The organism is Sphingobacterium cavernae, from assembly GCF_008520265.1.
Classification (GTDB): Bacteria; Bacteroidota; Bacteroidia; order Sphingobacteriales; family Sphingobacteriaceae; genus Sphingobacterium; species Sphingobacterium cavernae.
The window spans coordinates 37,635-53,548 of the sequence record NZ_VIQM01000021.1 but is presented as its reverse complement, the minus strand read 5'-3'; the positions used below and the strand labels follow the sequence as shown (position 1 = coordinate 53,548).

The 15,914-nt window shown below is 35.8% G+C and carries 15 protein-coding genes and 1 tRNA gene; 6 read left to right on the top strand and 10 right to left on the bottom strand.

The features are described from left to right. Positions 1-8: 8 nt before the first annotated feature. The 3 genes from FLS47_RS03005 to FLS47_RS02995 all read right to left on the bottom strand — a co-directional run bounded on the left by FLS47_RS03005 (position 9) and on the right by FLS47_RS02995 (position 1,541). Positions 9-566 carry a YeeE/YedE family protein gene (locus FLS47_RS03005; RefSeq protein WP_149912913.1) on the bottom strand — a complete coding sequence of 186 codons (558 nt, stop codon included), beginning with the start codon at positions 564-566 and terminating at the stop codon, positions 9-11. A 99-nt stretch (positions 567-665) separates the two neighbouring features. Beyond that, on the bottom strand, positions 666-1,298 hold the full coding sequence (locus FLS47_RS03000; RefSeq protein WP_149912912.1) for a Crp/Fnr family transcriptional regulator: 633 nt from the start codon (positions 1,296-1,298) through the stop codon (positions 666-668). Positions 1,299-1,467: 169 nt separating this feature from the next. Then, positions 1,468-1,541 (bottom strand) — tRNA-Pro (locus tag FLS47_RS02995). Positions 1,542-1,778: 237 nt separating this feature from the next. Here FLS47_RS02995 and FLS47_RS02990 point away from each other — a divergent pair. The 3 genes from FLS47_RS02990 to FLS47_RS02980 all read left to right on the top strand — a co-directional run bounded on the left by FLS47_RS02990 (position 1,779) and on the right by FLS47_RS02980 (position 3,217). After that, positions 1,779-2,450: an ankyrin repeat domain-containing protein gene (locus tag FLS47_RS02990; RefSeq protein ID WP_149912911.1), complete on the top strand. Its 672-nt coding sequence runs from the start codon at positions 1,779-1,781 to the stop codon at positions 2,448-2,450. Between the two features lie 70 nt (positions 2,451-2,520). Then, entirely contained in the window at positions 2,521-2,910 is a 390-nt protein-coding gene (locus tag FLS47_RS02985; protein WP_149912910.1) for a group III truncated hemoglobin, read from the top strand. 4 nt (positions 2,911-2,914) lie between these two features. After that, on the top strand, positions 2,915-3,217 hold the full coding sequence (locus FLS47_RS02980; RefSeq protein ID WP_149912909.1) for a Smr/MutS family protein: 303 nt from the start codon (positions 2,915-2,917) through the stop codon (positions 3,215-3,217). Positions 3,218-3,285: 68 nt separating this feature from the next. Here the strand turns inward: FLS47_RS02980 and FLS47_RS02975 are convergent, their stop codons facing one another. Both FLS47_RS02975 and FLS47_RS02970 read right to left on the bottom strand, forming a co-directional pair. Further along, positions 3,286-4,677 (bottom strand): M20/M25/M40 family metallo-hydrolase, encoded by a 1,392-nt coding sequence (locus FLS47_RS02975; RefSeq protein WP_149912908.1) that lies wholly within the window; start codon positions 4,675-4,677, stop codon positions 3,286-3,288. Positions 4,678-4,752: 75 nt separating this feature from the next. After that, positions 4,753-5,757, bottom strand: coding sequence for a 3-keto-disaccharide hydrolase (locus FLS47_RS02970; RefSeq protein ID WP_149912907.1), 1,005 nt, complete (start codon positions 5,755-5,757; stop codon positions 4,753-4,755). Positions 5,758-5,890: 133 nt separating this feature from the next. On the opposite strand from FLS47_RS02970, the gene FLS47_RS02965 reads away from it, so the two are divergent. From FLS47_RS02965 to FLS47_RS18375, 3 genes are all read left to right on the top strand, one after another. Beyond that, complete coding sequence (locus FLS47_RS02965) at positions 5,891-7,861, top strand: DUF3857 domain-containing protein (RefSeq protein ID WP_149912906.1); 1,971 nt, start codon at positions 5,891-5,893, stop codon at positions 7,859-7,861. 127 nt (positions 7,862-7,988) lie between these two features. Further along, entirely contained in the window at positions 7,989-8,447 is a 459-nt protein-coding gene (locus FLS47_RS02960) for an Lrp/AsnC family transcriptional regulator (RefSeq protein ID WP_149912905.1), read from the top strand. Positions 8,448-8,524: 77 nt separating this feature from the next. Further along, positions 8,525-9,205: a hypothetical protein gene (locus tag FLS47_RS18375; RefSeq protein ID WP_223225108.1), complete on the top strand. Its 681-nt coding sequence runs from the start codon at positions 8,525-8,527 to the stop codon at positions 9,203-9,205. Positions 9,206-9,263: 58 nt separating this feature from the next. Here FLS47_RS18375 and FLS47_RS02950 read toward each other — a convergent pair whose 3' ends face one another. The 5 genes from FLS47_RS02950 to FLS47_RS02930 all read right to left on the bottom strand — a co-directional run bounded on the left by FLS47_RS02950 (position 9,264) and on the right by FLS47_RS02930 (position 15,755). After that, entirely contained in the window at positions 9,264-10,976 is a 1,713-nt protein-coding gene (locus FLS47_RS02950; protein WP_223225107.1) for a protein-disulfide reductase DsbD family protein, read from the bottom strand. Between the two features lie 106 nt (positions 10,977-11,082). After that, positions 11,083-12,147, bottom strand: coding sequence for a PLP-dependent cysteine synthase family protein (locus FLS47_RS02945; protein WP_149912904.1), 1,065 nt, complete (start codon positions 12,145-12,147; stop codon positions 11,083-11,085). Between the two features lie 249 nt (positions 12,148-12,396). Next, positions 12,397-13,374, bottom strand: a complete 978-nt coding sequence (locus FLS47_RS02940; RefSeq protein WP_149912903.1) for a transglutaminase family protein — start codon at positions 13,372-13,374, stop codon at positions 12,397-12,399. Positions 13,375-13,385: 11 nt separating this feature from the next. Further along, positions 13,386-14,300 carry an alpha-E domain-containing protein gene (locus tag FLS47_RS02935; RefSeq protein ID WP_149912902.1) on the bottom strand — a complete coding sequence of 305 codons (915 nt, stop codon included), beginning with the start codon at positions 14,298-14,300 and terminating at the stop codon, positions 13,386-13,388. A 15-nt stretch (positions 14,301-14,315) separates the two neighbouring features. Further along, positions 14,316-15,755 carry a circularly permuted type 2 ATP-grasp protein gene (locus tag FLS47_RS02930; RefSeq protein ID WP_149912901.1) on the bottom strand — a complete coding sequence of 480 codons (1,440 nt, stop codon included), beginning with the start codon at positions 15,753-15,755 and terminating at the stop codon, positions 14,316-14,318. Positions 15,756-15,914 lie beyond the last annotated feature (159 nt).

The following is a 15,914-nucleotide window of genomic DNA, read 5'->3' as shown; positions in this document are numbered from 1 at the left end:
GTTTTAGATTAAAATAAAAGTGGGAAAATAAGGTGAATCATAATAATACCTCCCACGAAGAAACCAATTGTCGCTATCAAAGAAGGTAATTGTAAATTACTAATCCCTGATATCGAGTGACCTGAAGTACAACCTCCCGCATAACGCGCACCAAAGCCTACAAGAAGACCTCCTACAATTAATAACACTAATACTTTAGGGTCACTAAAAGCTTCATTTCCAAAAAACTCTGTAGGAACATAATCTTTCCCTGCACTGTGAATGCCCATTTCTTCGAGCCGTATGATAGTTTTAGGATTCAAATCCGGAGATTGACCCGCTCCCAAATAATTAGAAGCGATAAATCCACCAATCATAGCACCTACTACCATAAGGAGATTCCACTTTTGGCTACGCCAATCGAATTTAAAGAATGACGCTGTTTTACCAGCTCCGCACATTGTACACATCGTACGTAAGTTGGACGACATCCCAAAGTTCTTACCTAAATAAAGCAATACAAACATCGTGATTGCTATAAGTGGCCCACTTACATACCAAGGCCATGGTGACAATATCATTTCCATAATGAATTAATTTTCTACAAAAATCCTGAAGTATTTTTACCCTATCAGTTACATTTGTTACATTAGAAAAGGCTTTACGTTATTTGTAAAGCCTTCTATTTATTTGACAAGTATCTCAATACTATTTCGGTTGAGCTTGATACGCCCTTCTGTCTCTAGAGCTTTTAGCAATCTAGATACTACTACTCGCGAAGTATTCAATTCTTTCGCTATATCTTGATGGGTTTTATACACAATTGTATTATTTTCAATTTTACTTTTTTCGAAAAGATAATTTAACAAACGGTCATTCATATCCATAAACGCTATTGTATCTACAGCATTTAATAATTCATTAAATCGGTTATTATAACTTTCAAAAACGAAGGACATCCAACTCTTATATTTTCCGATCCATTCTGACATCTTCTGAACAGGAATCATTAATATAACACCTGGAACTTCACCTATAGCACGTATTTCACTTTGCTTCTCCCCTAAACAACAGGTCATAGACATCGCACAGGTATCCCCTCGCTCTAAGTAATAAAGTAATAATTCACCACTTTCATAATCCTCACGCATAACTTTGACTGCACCTGACAATAAAAGTGGCATCATCTTGATGTATTGATTATAATCAATCAATACATCCCCTTCTTTGAAATCGATAGCTTTAGATACTTGAATAATCTCTTCCAAAAGCTCTTCTTCAAAAATACCACCATATGTTTTGTAAAATAATTCTTCCATAAATTTATAATTTGTTTACGAAGTTACTGATTTATCACTCATTCTTTTGTAACATATGTTACCAATGATTAAACATCAGAACTGATAGTAAAGTTTAAGCTAAATTGACGGAAAAATGTCCGAAATATGTCCGAAAATAGAAAAAGCCACTGATTATCAGTGGCTTTTGTCGGGGTGGCAGGATTCGAACCTACGACCTCCACATCCCAAATGTGGCGCGATACCGGGCTACGCTACACCCCGAAAAGGTATCACCTTTTGTTTATTGTGATGCAAATATACAGCGATTTTGGTTACTTGCAAATATTTATTTCAAATAAATATAGAACCTACTGATTTATTGAAAGATAATTTTCAACCGCATTAAACTACACAATCAAAGCAGACACAAATTGATGATATTTCTTCTTCCAAATTTCATTTTGTATCTTACTATCCGCTGAAAAAAAAATTAGAATGTAAACTCAACTTTTGAAAAACATGAAATCATTTACATTCATACTATATATGATTTATGCGTTGCTATCGTGTAATGCAAAGCAAACACAAGATTCAACTCAAGCAATTATGGATAATCAAAAGCTTATAAAAGCTGTGGTGAATAACGACACAACATTTGTGGTCTCCGCATTAAAGCAAGGAGCTAACGTTAATATTACAGATGCTGAAAACCGTTCTCTTCTATTGATTGCTACCAACCATTACTATTTCGAAATGGCAAAAATATTAGTACAACACGGAGCAGATGTCAACCAGCAAGCTAACAATAAGGATAGTGCGTTTTTATATGCTGGAGCAACGGGGCAAACCGAATTACTCAAATTATTTATCGCAAATGGTGCAAGATTCGATATATTCAACCGATACAATGGATCTGCGCTAATTCCTGCTTGTGAGAGAGGACATGTAGAAACTGTAAGATTATTAGCAAATACGAAAGATTTTCCCATTAATCATGTCAATAGACTAGGCTGGACAGGATTAATGGAAGCAGTTATACTTGGTGATGGAAGTTTAAAGTATCAACAAATAGTACAAACTCTAAAAGATGTAGGTGCTGATTTGCATATTCCTGATAATGATGGCGTGACACCGCTTGAACATGCAGAGCGTAGAGGATTCGATGAAATTGTGAAAATCATTAAATCCTAATCAATTGACCTCAACGTGACGGAATGCAATTAAAAAAACAAGAATTTTGTTAGTATTAATATAAATTCGAATGAGCGATATAGAAAATATTGAAGATATAAAATTGATGGTCGACACTTTCTACGCTGAAATAAGAGCTGACGATATGTTGGGAATTATCTTCAATCAAAATATTCAAGACAGGTGGCCGCAACATTTGGAAAAGATGTACAGATTTTGGCAGACAATACTTTTGGATGAATACACGTATGACGGGAGGCCATTTCCTCCACATGCGCATTTACCCATTAGTAAGGTTCACTTTGATCAATGGCTCCAGTTATTCGAAAAAACGGTACATAACTTATTCGCGGGAGAAAAAGCAAATGAAGCGATCTGGAGAGCAAGAAAAATGGCCGTAATGTTTGAGAGTAAAATCGATTTCATTCGCAATAATCCGAATAAACCTTTATTATTTTAAGCCAATGAGAACATTATCCAAGCCGCCAAAGACGGTGGATTTACATGCCGAAGCATTTTTAGACGATTGGGAAGATTATGATGCTGATGAACTATTAGCGCTAGCAATTGAGCATTTTAGGGAATCCTTGGATGCAGCCATCTATTGGGACTATGCAGAAATAAAATTTATTCACGGCAAAGGAAAAGGGATTTTACGTGACACGATTTACGAAGAATTGAGAGATTATAAAAATGCTGGCACTATTGCGTCATATTACCCGGCGTATCACAATGAAAATATAGTAGTGGTACTTATTGGTTTATAAAATAATATTAAATTCTTTTAAAGGATAAAATAGCAACAGCTCATTGTCATAAGGAGCTGTTGCTATTTTTACTTGATATTCTTTGGTATCACTTGGTAATGTGTATCCACAAGATATAGCAAAGAAGCTAACGCGCCAACGCCTGATTGCAATTCGCGACGATCTACCGCTTCAAAAACATCTTTGGCCGTATGATGTACATCAAAGTAACGATGTGGATCAGGTCTAAGATTAAACATAATTGTATTAGGAAATTTGGATCCCCAAACGCCTGAATCTACACCAGGACTGCCTGCTAAAAACCTAGAAACCCAGTACTTTTGTTCAAATAGTGGTCTCCAAGTATTCACAATCCAAGAAACCGCATCCTGCGAAGCCTTGATGTCAAAACCCCGCGGCGAAAATCCACCTGCATCGCTTTCGATTGCTACAATTTGCTGTTCGTTCTTACGTTGTGCTTCCACACCATATTGAATAGCACCATGCACACCATTCTCTTCGTTCATATAAAACACCAAACGAATGGTATGCTTTGGTTTATACCCCAATTCCATCAACGTGCGAATAGCATCAAGCGTACCCATTGTCCCAGTTCCATTATCATGCGCACCCTCTCCTACATCCCAAGAGTCAATATGACCGCCAATAGTGATTATTTTGTCGGGATAAATAGTTCCTTTCCATTCGGCTAAGACATTATGTGTATTTACTTTTGGTTTCCACTGTGAATTGAGCTTCAAAAAAACTTTCAAATTCTTATTTTTCTTCAGCGCATCACTTAGTTTATTGGCACTCACAGCCGATATAGCTAGTGCTGGAATACTATCTATACCCGCAGCATAACGTGTACCGCCTGTGTGCGGATAATCATCAATAGAAGAACCAAGTGAACGAAACAAATAAGCAATAGCACCTCGTTTGGCCGCTTCTACTGGACCTCGCGAACGCTGACTACTATTCAAACTATACGCGACAAAAGCATCCACATGCGATTCGTCCCAAGGTTTATTAACAAAAACAATTTTTCCTTGCACTGCATCGCCAAGTTTGCTTAAATCCGCTAAGTATTCGACTTCTACAACTTCGGCTGTTAGTCCATCAACTGATGTTCCTACTGAACCACCCAATGCCAACACACTTAACGATTCATCTATTCCTACTATCTTAGCAATTTCCTTGTCACCACGATCCCAATACGGAACAGCTACACCTTGCAAATACACCTTATCAAAAGGTAATGTTTCCATCAAGTTTTTTGACCAATCTACCGCTTGCTCAGCCTTAGGTGATCCCGCAATTCTGTTACCTATTTCTTTCGTTAATACCCTCAAATCATCGTAAGCTTTTCCATTAAAAAAAGAATGACGATAAATCTGATCTAACATTATTGAATCTTGCTGCGCAAACCCCAATCCATTGCACATCAAAAAACTCAAAAGCAATAATAATTTATTTTTCATAATAGCCTAAATTAAAAAAATGCTGCTTTTTCATGAACAGAAAAAGCAGCATTTAAGTATTTTTTCACCAGTATTTTAATATTGAATTGGTGTAATCGTAATTTTTCTAAATTCTACACCTGTGTGATCACCTTGCAAATAAATCGGCCCTGGTTCACCCTCTTTACTATCCAACGCTCCGCCTGTGATTCCTGGAATTTCTTGGTTGCTAATAACAGTTTTTCCATTGGAAACAACAGTTACCATACGACCTTTTAATGTAATTTCATATTTATTCCATTGGTCAGCACCATTCGTAACGATTGCACTAGGTGTCAAAAATCCATACACTCCACTGTAATACAACGAACCTGGGTGTCTATCTAATGGTGAATCTTCGATTTGTACTTCGTATCTACCGCGTAAATAGATTCCCGAATTGCCATCTTTACCATATTTAAACTCAACTTCTAATTTAAAATCTTCGAAAGATTGCTCAGAGATTAAATTAGCACCTGCTTTTTTATTGATTAAGATACCATCTTTCACTTCCCATTGGTTATCATCTGAAGAAGTTTTCCATCCTTTCAAATCAGTCCCATTGAATAATTCTATTGGAGCACCTAATTTACCTTCTGCAGTACGAACTAAGTAAGGTGCCTTTTCCCCTGTATACGAAAATTCGTTTCCTTTGTTACTTATGATTTTACCTTTTAACTTACCTCCCTCTAACACACCTTCAAGTTTGATAAGACCCGTTCCATCTTCCCACTGTGTAGGAATCTCGAATGAAAATTTTCCAGCATCCAGTTTAATATGCGAAACAGGACGAGCACTACCCGCATCTGCCACAAAATAACCAACCAACGTGTTAAAACCGGACAATTTCACCTCTAACCAAGATGGCACTTGCTTACCTTCCTTTTCAACAGTGATATCCCATCGACCAATTAATTCTTTCATGTCTTCCGGTATTGTTTGCGTTGCAGGATTATGTATTTCTTCCTTGTTTTCTGCATTTTGCGCAGAATTACAAGATGACAATGAACCTAATGCTAAAGCTGCTAGCACAGTATACGTATGGAACTTATTAACTTTCATATAATGTATGGTTTATAAAAATTGAAAACAAATATACTAATTATGTTAACCAACATAGACCTAAAATTATTTTCAAGAAAACTAAAAAAAATTACATTACTTTAGAAGTAATTATTAACTCATTTACACCAAAATGCTAAAACCACTATTAACCCTACTTTATGTTTTAATAACTATAAGTGGATTTGCTCAAGATTTTTCGTACGGAAAAATATCAGCTGAAGATTTTGATAAAGGAGATTATGCTCCTCATTCCGAAGCAATCGTATTGCATGAATACGGAAAAGCTAGAATTGAATATCAAAGCATTAAGGGAGAATTAGTTTTACGCTTTTATTACCACACTAAAATATTGATTAAAAACAAAGAAGGTCTAGATTATGCAAATTTTACTGTACCGTTGTTCAAAAGCAGTGGCAGTAGAGAGACAATTGAGGGAGTAAAAGGCACCACATACAATAAATTAGATGATGGTAAAATTGAGAAAACCGATCTGGATAAAAAGAATATTTTGATCGAAAAAGTATCAGAGAATAGAGATGTCGTTAAAATAGCATTGGCCAATGTCAAAGAAGGCTCCATCATTGAACTTAAATATTCCACTGAATCTCCCTACTTATATAACTTAGAGTCTTGGCAATTTCAGAGCTATATACCTAAAATACATTCAGAATTTGTTTCCGAAATTCCCGAAATATGCCATTATAATGTAAATATGAAAGGGTATGTAAAATTGGACTCTCGCAAGCAATTACCTTATGACACCAAAATATCTACGTCGACAGGAGATATCCGCGGGACGCAAACAATATATATCGCTAAAGATATTCCAGCATTTATAAGGGAGGAATATATGACCACTCCCAAGAATTTCATGGGTACGCTTACATTCGAATTAGCTTCATTTTCGATTCCTTTTGGCCCAAGCCACAATTATGCTAACACTTGGGAAAATGTTAAAGAACAATTATATACGGCTGATAATTTTGGTAAAGAATTAAACAGAACTAATCTTTTCAAATCGATTCTTCCTACAATCATCAAAGATGATATGACGAATTACGAAAAAGCTAACATCTTATATAATTACATAAAATCCCAAATAAATTGGAATAAAAGTTATGGTCTATTCGCAGACAATGGTGTAAAGAAAGCTTTAGAACAAAAAAATGGGAATGCAGCAGATATTAATTTTGCACTAATCAGTGCGTTGCGTGCTGCTAATATCGAAGCTAATCCAGTAATTTTATCGACACGGGAAAATGGAATGCCTGCTTTATTCAGACCAACCATTACCGACTACAACTATGTAATAGCTCATATTGAAATAGATTCTTCAGAATATCTTCTGGATGCATCAGATGCTCATGCACCATTTGGGCAGTTACCTCTGCGATGTATTAATCACAAAGGAAACCTACTGACAAAAACAGCTTATAAGTGGGTAGATTTGGTTTCTATGTTATCAAGCAAAGTGAGTTATGATTTTACAGGAGAACTAACTGATGATGGTACGTTACGGGGAACACTAACTTCTATGCGTATCGGGTATGCAGCAACTAACAAGCGCGAAGAAATTAAAAAGTTCAATTCCATAGAGGAGTACAAAGAAAACGCTTATGAAAAAAATACGAACTACAAGATAAACACGCATGAGATGTATAATTTAGATGATCCTTCACAAGTTCTAACAGAATCGCAAGAAATTGAATTTCAAAATTTTGCAAATAAAAATGGTGATGAACTTAAATTCATTCCATTTATTACCGGCAGGACAACTAAAAACCCGTTCAATCTGGATGAAAGATCTTATCCAGTAGACTTAGGCTCCGCAATTGAGGAATCATTTATATTAAATATAAAATTACCGGATTCATATACCGTAAAAAATAAGCCCAAGAACCAAAGCCTAGCGCTACCTAATCGAGATGCGCGTTATCTGTATATTATAAAAGAAGCCGAGGGTGTACTTACTGTGCAAATATCTTCTATTCTAAACAAACCAATGTTTTTGCCAAATCAATACCTCGATTTAAAAGAATTCTTTTCACATATTATACAATCGCAAAGTCAGGATATTACCATAGCACCTTCTACCCTATAAATAATAATTTATATTGAATTTACAGTGTCAAATCGTAATATTTACAGGTTTAATAAATTTAACCTGTAAATATTACGTTATATGTTCATATTTTTATATTTTTGATTTTAATCAAATCTAAACTACAATGAACTTAGATCCTACTGATATAAAATTACTGAAGCTATTGCAGGAAGACGCCACCTTAAGCAATAAGGAATTGGCAGAGAAACTATACAAATCCATCGCTGCCATTCACGAACGTGTAAAAAAGCTTAAGAAAGCAGGTTACATCAAAAAAACAGTAGCAATTTTAGATCGTAATAAGATTGGTATAGGTTTGATTTCATTTTCGCAGGTATTCTTAAAAGCACATACGTTTGAAACGTTAAATGAATTTGAACAAGAAGTTTCGAAATTCCCTGAAGTAATGGAGTGCTATCAAATGGCTGGATCGTACGATTTTATGTTACGTATCGCCACCAAAGACATGGAAGCCTACCACATGTTTTTACGTCATAAATTAGCTGTATTACCGCAGGTAAATACCGTGCAAACTTATTTTGTTTTGTCAGAAACTAAAAGTGAAACTGCTTACCATTTTTAAAGAAAAGTCAAAAAGCACTTAAAATTTTGTGGCTCAAACAATTAATATTTATCTTTAATGAGATAAACCCATTGATTATGAGAAACATTATTCTGACTATTCTAGCTATTGCTATAGGAATTCCATCAGTATTAGCACAAAATTTGACAGGCGCTTACATTGCAAAAAATGGCGATGATTCACACTTAATTTTAATGGTGGATGGCTATATTTCACACTCAATTTTTAGTAATGACACCTATAAAAGTACACAAGGTGGCACATACAAGGTAGAAAATAATAACCTTGTGGTTGTATGTGAATACGATGATAAAAATGCTGAGAATATAGGTAAGACGCACCAATTTCCACTAGAAATAGGAACCAATTCCATCAATATTCAAGGTGTGCCTTTTCAAAAACAAGCTGTAAAAGCGCAAGGTTTAGATGGATTGTGGCGCATTACCGGTCGTAAAACCAATGATGGTATGCAAACAATTCAACGCGGAGATCGTAAAACCATAAAAATTCTGGTGGACGGATTCTTTCAGTGGATAGCTATCAACCCTGCGCAAAAAGGTTTTTACGGAACTGGTGGTGGTAAATATACTTTTGACAAAGGTGTATATCAAGAAAATATCACATTCTTTTCCCGTGATAATTCCCGAGTTGGAGCATCATTGAGTTTTGAAGGAAAAATTGAAGACGGTCAATGGCATCACAGTGGTAAAAGTTCAAAAGGCGATCCAATTCACGAAATTTGGAGCCGAGATAAATAATTAATTAATAATCCCAATTGCTAGTAATTGGGATTATTAATTAATGTTTAGGTTGATTTTATTTAAATTTTTCTAAGGCCGATTTCAAGAACGCCTCGTATTTGTCGATATTATATTCTGCTCCACTAGTCGGAACTAACAATTCACCATTCGTATCGAGCAAAGCATAAAGCGGTTGCGAATTACTCTCAAATCGTGTGATTTGAAAATCAGCATTACGCTTGCTTACTGTATTTATGTTTTTGCCTGTCTTCTTCGAGACATACTGTTCTGATTCTGGAAGTTTTAAAACTTTGTCATCCACATACAATTCCACCAAAATAAACTCATTATTTATCAAATCCTTGATTTTTGGTGAACTCCACACCTCAGCTTCCATTTTACGACAATTCACACAATTCCAACCCGTGAAATCCACCAATAAAGGTTTATTCTGTTGTTTCGCTGCTGCTAAAGCTTCATCATAATCGTAATATGGATCCATGCCTTTGATTGTCGCTTTGCTGTGGAAATACGTGTAATGCTTGCGTGATGCAGCATCCGCACTTTGGGACGCACTCCCCGAATGAGAAATTCCTGAAGTCAAATCAAAATCTTGTGTTCCAACTGGAGGCAAAAATGCTGAAATAGCTTTCAAAGGTGCTCCCCACATTCCTGGAATCATATACACCACAAATGTGAAAACCATTATAGCTATCATCGTACGCGGCACGGACATATATTCTAAGGTGCTATCGTGCGAAAATTTGATTTTTCCGATTAGATATAAGCCTAAAAGTCCAAAAATCACAATCCATAAAGCCAAATACACTTCTCTATCCAACAAATTCCAGTTATAAGCTAAGTCAACATTGGATAAGAATTTAAGTGCTAACGCTAATTCCAAGAAACCTAAAACCACTTTCACACTATTCAACCAACCACCAGATTTTGGTAAAGATTTCAACATCGAAGGAAACATTGCGAACAATACAAAAGGAACTGCCAAAGCGCAAGAGAAACCTAACATTCCGATTGCAGGACCTAAACGTTCGCCACGCGTAGCCGCTTCTACCAGTAATGTCCCAATGATTGGACCTGTACAAGAGAAAGAAACCACCGCCAAACTTGCCGACATAAAGAATAAACCAACTAATCCACTTTTATCCGAATTGGAATCGATTTTATTGACAAAAGAACTTGGCAGAGTAATTTCGAATGCTCCCAAAAATGATGCGGCAAACACCACCAACATCAAAAAGAAGAAGAAATTGAAAATACCATTTGTAGAAAGTTCGTTCAATGCCTCTGGTCCAAAAGCAATTGTAATCAACATACCTAATGCCACATAAATGACAATAATAAACAAGCCGTACATGAAAGCTTGGGAAACAGCTTTTGATCGAGAACCTGCTTTTTTGGTAAAGAAACTTACTGTTAATGGCACCATTGGGAAGATACAAGGCATAAAAAATGCTGCAAAACCACCCAATAATCCGGCAATAAATATTCCCCATAAAGAAGCGTCGTCATCTTTAGATTCGGAATTATTTACACTTAAGTCTTCAGTTTTACTTTGCAAAGAGTCTTGTGTGATCGTGTCTTGATTCGAATTAGCTTCGTCGGTTCCGTCCGAAAATTCTACATCGCTAAGATCTACAAAACCTGTATCCGACGAATTACCATCCGAAAACACAGCGTCTGTCAGGCTGACCAAAGAATCTTGCGCCATTAAGTTATTAGAACTCCAGATTAAGGTTATAACAACTAAAAATTTCAAAAATAATTTCATAAAGTTGGCTTTAGTCTTGCGAATAAGATCAGTCGAGTGAATCACTCGACTAAATCTATTCTAACACAAACAATTCCTAAACAAATAGGATGAAACAATCTATATATTAACCAATTAATGGTTTTGATAATCTTGCTATAGGTAAAAAATCAATAAACTCTAGATCCGTTGAAATATACCCATCTTTTATAGGCTCATCTTTTACTAGATCTGTACTCAAATATTTTTTATTATCATCACATAATAATGTCACGACCACCGCATCTTCACCTAATTGCTCCTTCAATTTGATCGCTCCAATCACGTTCGCTCCAGAAGAAATCCCCACAGCTAATCCCAATTGTTTGGCTAACTTCTGCGCCATGATAATTGAGTCACCGTCCGATGCACAAACCACCTCATCCAATTCATCCAATTTTACAATTGCAGGAATAAATTCATCTGAAATACCTTGAATACGATGTGCTCCAACTTTGTAGCCAGTTGTCAAAGTTGGGCTTTCTTGTGGCTCTAAAGGATGTATTTTAACAAAAGGATTGTAATTTCTTAATTGCTTGCCTACCCCCATCACCGTTCCTCCAGTTCCTACGCCTGCCACAAAAGCATCTGCAACTAGTCCTTTGGATTCCAATTGTAGAGCTATTTCTTTACCTGTTGTCATCTCATGCGCTTCTGCATTAAATGTATTTTCAAATTGTCTTGGCAAGAAAACTCCACCGCGCGCAGCAAGTTCTTCGCTCAATCTAATACTACCTAGAAAACCACCCTCTTCTTTACTAATTAATTGAATATCTGCACCCATACTTTTAATGATATCGATACGCTCTTTGCTCAACCAATTAGGCATAATAATCTTGACAGAATGCCCTAATGCTTTTCCAATAGCCGAAAATGCGATACCAGTATTTCCGCTAGTAGCCTCCACAATCATATCATCAGGACGGATTTGACAATTCATATACGCCTTATACATAATATAAAGTGCCATACGATCCTTGATGCTTCCTGTGAGGTTATAGTTTTCACATTTCACATATATTTTCCCAACTTTTCCTTTGTAAGTATAATACAATTCAAGCATAGGCGTATTGCCAACAAGGCACCACAAATGATTGAATCTACTATCCAATTCAGGGGAAAGACATTTACTATAGGTAGAATTTGCCAACATATTTTCCTTTACACTTATTATTTACGTTCAATAACGGGGCAAATCTCCGATAAAACAATATTATTTTCAACACTTATATAGTATTATTGAATTTTTTATTGAAAAATACTGTATTTACAAAAAATTATACTTTTCCACAAGAGATTACAATAAAAAATGCTAATAAACATCAAAATTCTACATAGCACAAAAAAGGGCTCGACAATGCGAACCCTTAAAAACAAACTATGGCTATAGGGAAAGTTGTATTTATTGTTGTTGCTGCTGTTGCTGCATATCCAAGAAGTGACGATATGAGTTTTGTGTGGTGTTCACTGATGGTGCTGCTGTAGTGGTGTACATTGCCACTAAAGGATCATTAGTACCTTCGCGGTATTTATTTTGTTCATTAGAAATAACGACTAATACAGTCAACCTTTGTTCCGAAGGCCCCTTATATGTTCCTTTTACAGGCGTACAATCTTTAAAGTCACGTCCATACGCAATGATAATATGACGATCAGCCACCCAACAATTGTTGGTAGGATCTATTCCTACCCAGTCCAGTCCTGGTATATACACTTCAACCCATGCATGTGTAGCACCTTCGCCACGCATCTCGCTTTTACTTGGACATATATATCCCGAGATATAACGACATGGAATCTGTAACATACGTAGCATTGTAATTAATAAATGTGCAAAATCTTGACATACACCAGCTTTTAGAGACCAAATCTCATCCACTGTTGTCTCTACTGTCGTCACGCCTTGGCGATAAGCAAATTCATTATATATATAATTTGATAAGCTCGACACGACATCTGAAGTATCCAAGTTCTCTACATCCAACACATCAAATACATGTTGAATTTCTGCTTTGGCATTAACTTGTTCCAGTTGTAAAAACTCCATAAATGGATACGCCCATTGAATTCGTTCCAATTCCTTTTTTTGCTCTTGCAGCGATAAAGTTTGTTTGCGCAATGGCACATTTGTCGTGATAACTTCCAAATCAACACGTATTTCCAGTTCTTGATGTGGTTCGATAACAGTAAAAAATCCAACCTGATTATCAAAATAATCCGAAAAAGTATCTATTTGCACATGCGGTTTTGTGGTAATTATTTGCGAAATAATCTGCTGATTCGCATCAGATTTTGGGTATAGAATTATTTGATTTGCACTATCTGTAACTGCAGATGGATACTGATATTTAGTAACGTGGGTAACGTAGTATTTAGGCATATTTTAAAATATTAATAGATATTTCCAAAGTAATCGTTGTTCAAAACACGGTTAATGTCAACATAATACTTCTCAACCGTATTGAGGTAATTGATTTGACCATCAAAATCATTGGGTATTTGAATGTATTTGATGTAAGAAGAAGCTTTTCCAGAGATAAAATTAAGATCTGGATGATATAATCCAATTTCTTCCTTTTTCATCATCTTCAAATAAACAGATATACGTTCCCAATTGTAATCCAAAGAATAGGGAAAATTGCTGTTATTCATAATTTGGTTAAAGACTAACTTAGGATCCAAATTACCTACATGTTCACGCAAATAGGTTTCATACCCACTCAACGCTATTAATAAATAGCGCCAACGTTGTTCATTAGGTTTTTCGCAATCATTTTTATCCAATGTCAAATGATATTTCAATAGATCAATCAATTGCAAACCTCTTTCGATTAATTTACCCAATTGCATGAAGCAAAACGCTTCACCTCTATTCATCGAATTGTGGATAATCCCATCATAAACCATTGCCTGTTTAATGAGTTGATCCATCACGGTCATTGGATCGACAGCCAACTGTCCCTTTAGATAATCGTCTTTAATCAAATGATAGAAATCATTTAACGATTGCCATAATTCTCTATTAATATGATCTTGCGCACTCCGCGCATTTTCTCTCGCCTTAAATACATTATTCAGAATCGAGAAATCTTTTTGGCCATCAAAAATCAATTCGCCTAATACTTCACCGCCATTATTATCCATGGGATAATTTAAGGAAAAGTGATTCGCAATTTGATTCCAGTCTACTTTGACCAATCCATCTTGGTCTGAGATATATGTGGAGTTCAAAACACGCAGTTGTATACCTGTTCGCTCCATATATCGACTCATCCAATACATATTTTCCGCAACTCTGCTCAGCATATTTTAATATCTTTTTTAATCAATAATCCAAGTATCTTTACTTCCTCCACCTTGCGAAGAATTTACTACAATTGACCCCTCCTTCAAGGCTACACGTGTCAATCCTCCCGGTACAATCTCAATTCCATCTGGCCCATACAATGCAAATGGCCGTAAATCCACCCTTCGCGGTTGCAGTTCGCCGTTGATATAACAAGGTGCGCTTGAAAGCTTAATTATAGGTTGAGATATAAATTGTCTTGGATTTTTTCTAATTTCTTTGATGTACTCGCTAATCTCTTCGTCTGTGGCATTATTCCCAATCAACATGCCATAACCACCACTTTCATTGGTTTTTTTGACCACCATGTTGGTGATATTTTGAATAGTATATTCGCGCTCTTCCTCATTCGCCATTTGATAAGTAGGCACAGATTTCAGAATTGGCTCTTCATTCAAATAATAGCGAATCATATCTGGCACATACGTGTACACCGCTTTATCATCTGCTACACCATTACCCAGCGCATTGACGATATTGACATTTCCTTTTCTGTATACATGATAAAGACCGGGAACGCCGAGCATACTATCAGATTTAAATACCAATGGATCCAAAAACTCATCGTCCACACGTTTGTAAATTACATCGACTTTACGCAATCCGCGCGTCGTTTTCATATACACGAAATTGTTTTGAACGACTAAATCACGACCTTCTACCAATTCAATACCCATTAAACGCGCTAACGTGGTATGTTCGAAATAAGCTGAATTGTAAATACCTGGTGTGAGCAATACTACATTTGGTCGATCACTCAAATGCGAACCCAACGCCAATAGATTTTTGATTAATAAATCTGGATAATGACCTACAGAACGTACTTTATTTTCGACTAAGCGATTTGGAAAAATGCGTGAGCTCATCTTGCGATTTTCCAGCATATAACTTACTCCAGAAGGCGTACGAAGATTATCTTCTAACACATAATAACTACCATCCGAATCCCGAATCAAGTCAATTCCGCTGATATGTGTATAAATATCAAAAGGAACATCGATATGCATCATTTGACGGAGGTAATTTGGACATGAAAACACCAAACTCGACGGAATGATGCCGTCACGAAGTATGAATTGCTGATGATAAATATCCTTTAAGAAAATATTTAATGCTTTTAATCGCTGTCTTACTCCAGATTCTATATGTTCCCACTCATTACATTGAATTACGCGCGGAATTATGTCAAAAGGGAATATTTTTTCAATTCCTTCGCCATCACTATACACTGTGAATGTAATTCCTTCGCGCATAAACAACTTTTTAGTCATTTCATTACGCAGTGTCAAAGAATCTAAATCCATTTCACCCAAAGAATGGATAAATTTTTCAAACTGAGGACGCAAAACTTCCCCAATCATCTCATCATACACACCATCTATCGGTCTATAAGAGGTAAGCAACCCATTTCTCATGATTAAAATTTAAATATTTACAACTTATTAGGTTAAATATAAAAATATTAACACAAAAAATACCAAATATTTACAATTATGATATAAAAAATATTTTATTAATGAAAATATTACATTGACAAATCAAAAATTAAGATAAATTACACAACAAAAAGAACG

Bases quoted from the DNA above. Each gene is read 5' to 3' on its own strand.
- FLS47_RS03005 (WP_149912913.1), bottom strand. From the start codon at position 566: ATGGAAATGATATTGTCACCATGGCCTTGGTATGTAAGTGGGCCACTT.
- FLS47_RS03000 (WP_149912912.1), bottom strand. From the start codon at position 1,298: ATGGAAGAATTATTTTACAAAACATATGGTGGTATTTTTGAAGAAGAG.
- FLS47_RS02990 (WP_149912911.1), top strand. From the start codon at position 1,779: ATGAAATCATTTACATTCATACTATATATGATTTATGCGTTGCTATCG.
- FLS47_RS02985 (WP_149912910.1), top strand. From the start codon at position 2,521: ATGAGCGATATAGAAAATATTGAAGATATAAAATTGATGGTCGACACT.
- FLS47_RS02980 (WP_149912909.1), top strand. From the start codon at position 2,915: ATGAGAACATTATCCAAGCCGCCAAAGACGGTGGATTTACATGCCGAA.
- FLS47_RS02975 (WP_149912908.1), bottom strand. From the start codon at position 4,677: ATGAAAAATAAATTATTATTGCTTTTGAGTTTTTTGATGTGCAATGGA.
- FLS47_RS02970 (WP_149912907.1), bottom strand. From the start codon at position 5,757: ATGAAAGTTAATAAGTTCCATACGTATACTGTGCTAGCAGCTTTAGCA.
- FLS47_RS02965 (WP_149912906.1), top strand. From the start codon at position 5,891: ATGCTAAAACCACTATTAACCCTACTTTATGTTTTAATAACTATAAGT.
- FLS47_RS02960 (WP_149912905.1), top strand. From the start codon at position 7,989: ATGAACTTAGATCCTACTGATATAAAATTACTGAAGCTATTGCAGGAA.
- FLS47_RS18375 (WP_223225108.1), top strand. From the start codon at position 8,525: ATGAGAAACATTATTCTGACTATTCTAGCTATTGCTATAGGAATTCCA.
- FLS47_RS02950 (WP_223225107.1), bottom strand. From the start codon at position 10,976: ATGAAATTATTTTTGAAATTTTTAGTTGTTATAACCTTAATCTGGAGT.
- FLS47_RS02945 (WP_149912904.1), bottom strand. From the start codon at position 12,147: ATGTTGGCAAATTCTACCTATAGTAAATGTCTTTCCCCTGAATTGGAT.
- FLS47_RS02940 (WP_149912903.1), bottom strand. From the start codon at position 13,374: ATGCCTAAATACTACGTTACCCACGTTACTAAATATCAGTATCCATCT.
- FLS47_RS02935 (WP_149912902.1), bottom strand. From the start codon at position 14,300: ATGCTGAGCAGAGTTGCGGAAAATATGTATTGGATGAGTCGATATATG.
- FLS47_RS02930 (WP_149912901.1), bottom strand. From the start codon at position 15,755: ATGAGAAATGGGTTGCTTACCTCTTATAGACCGATAGATGGTGTGTAT.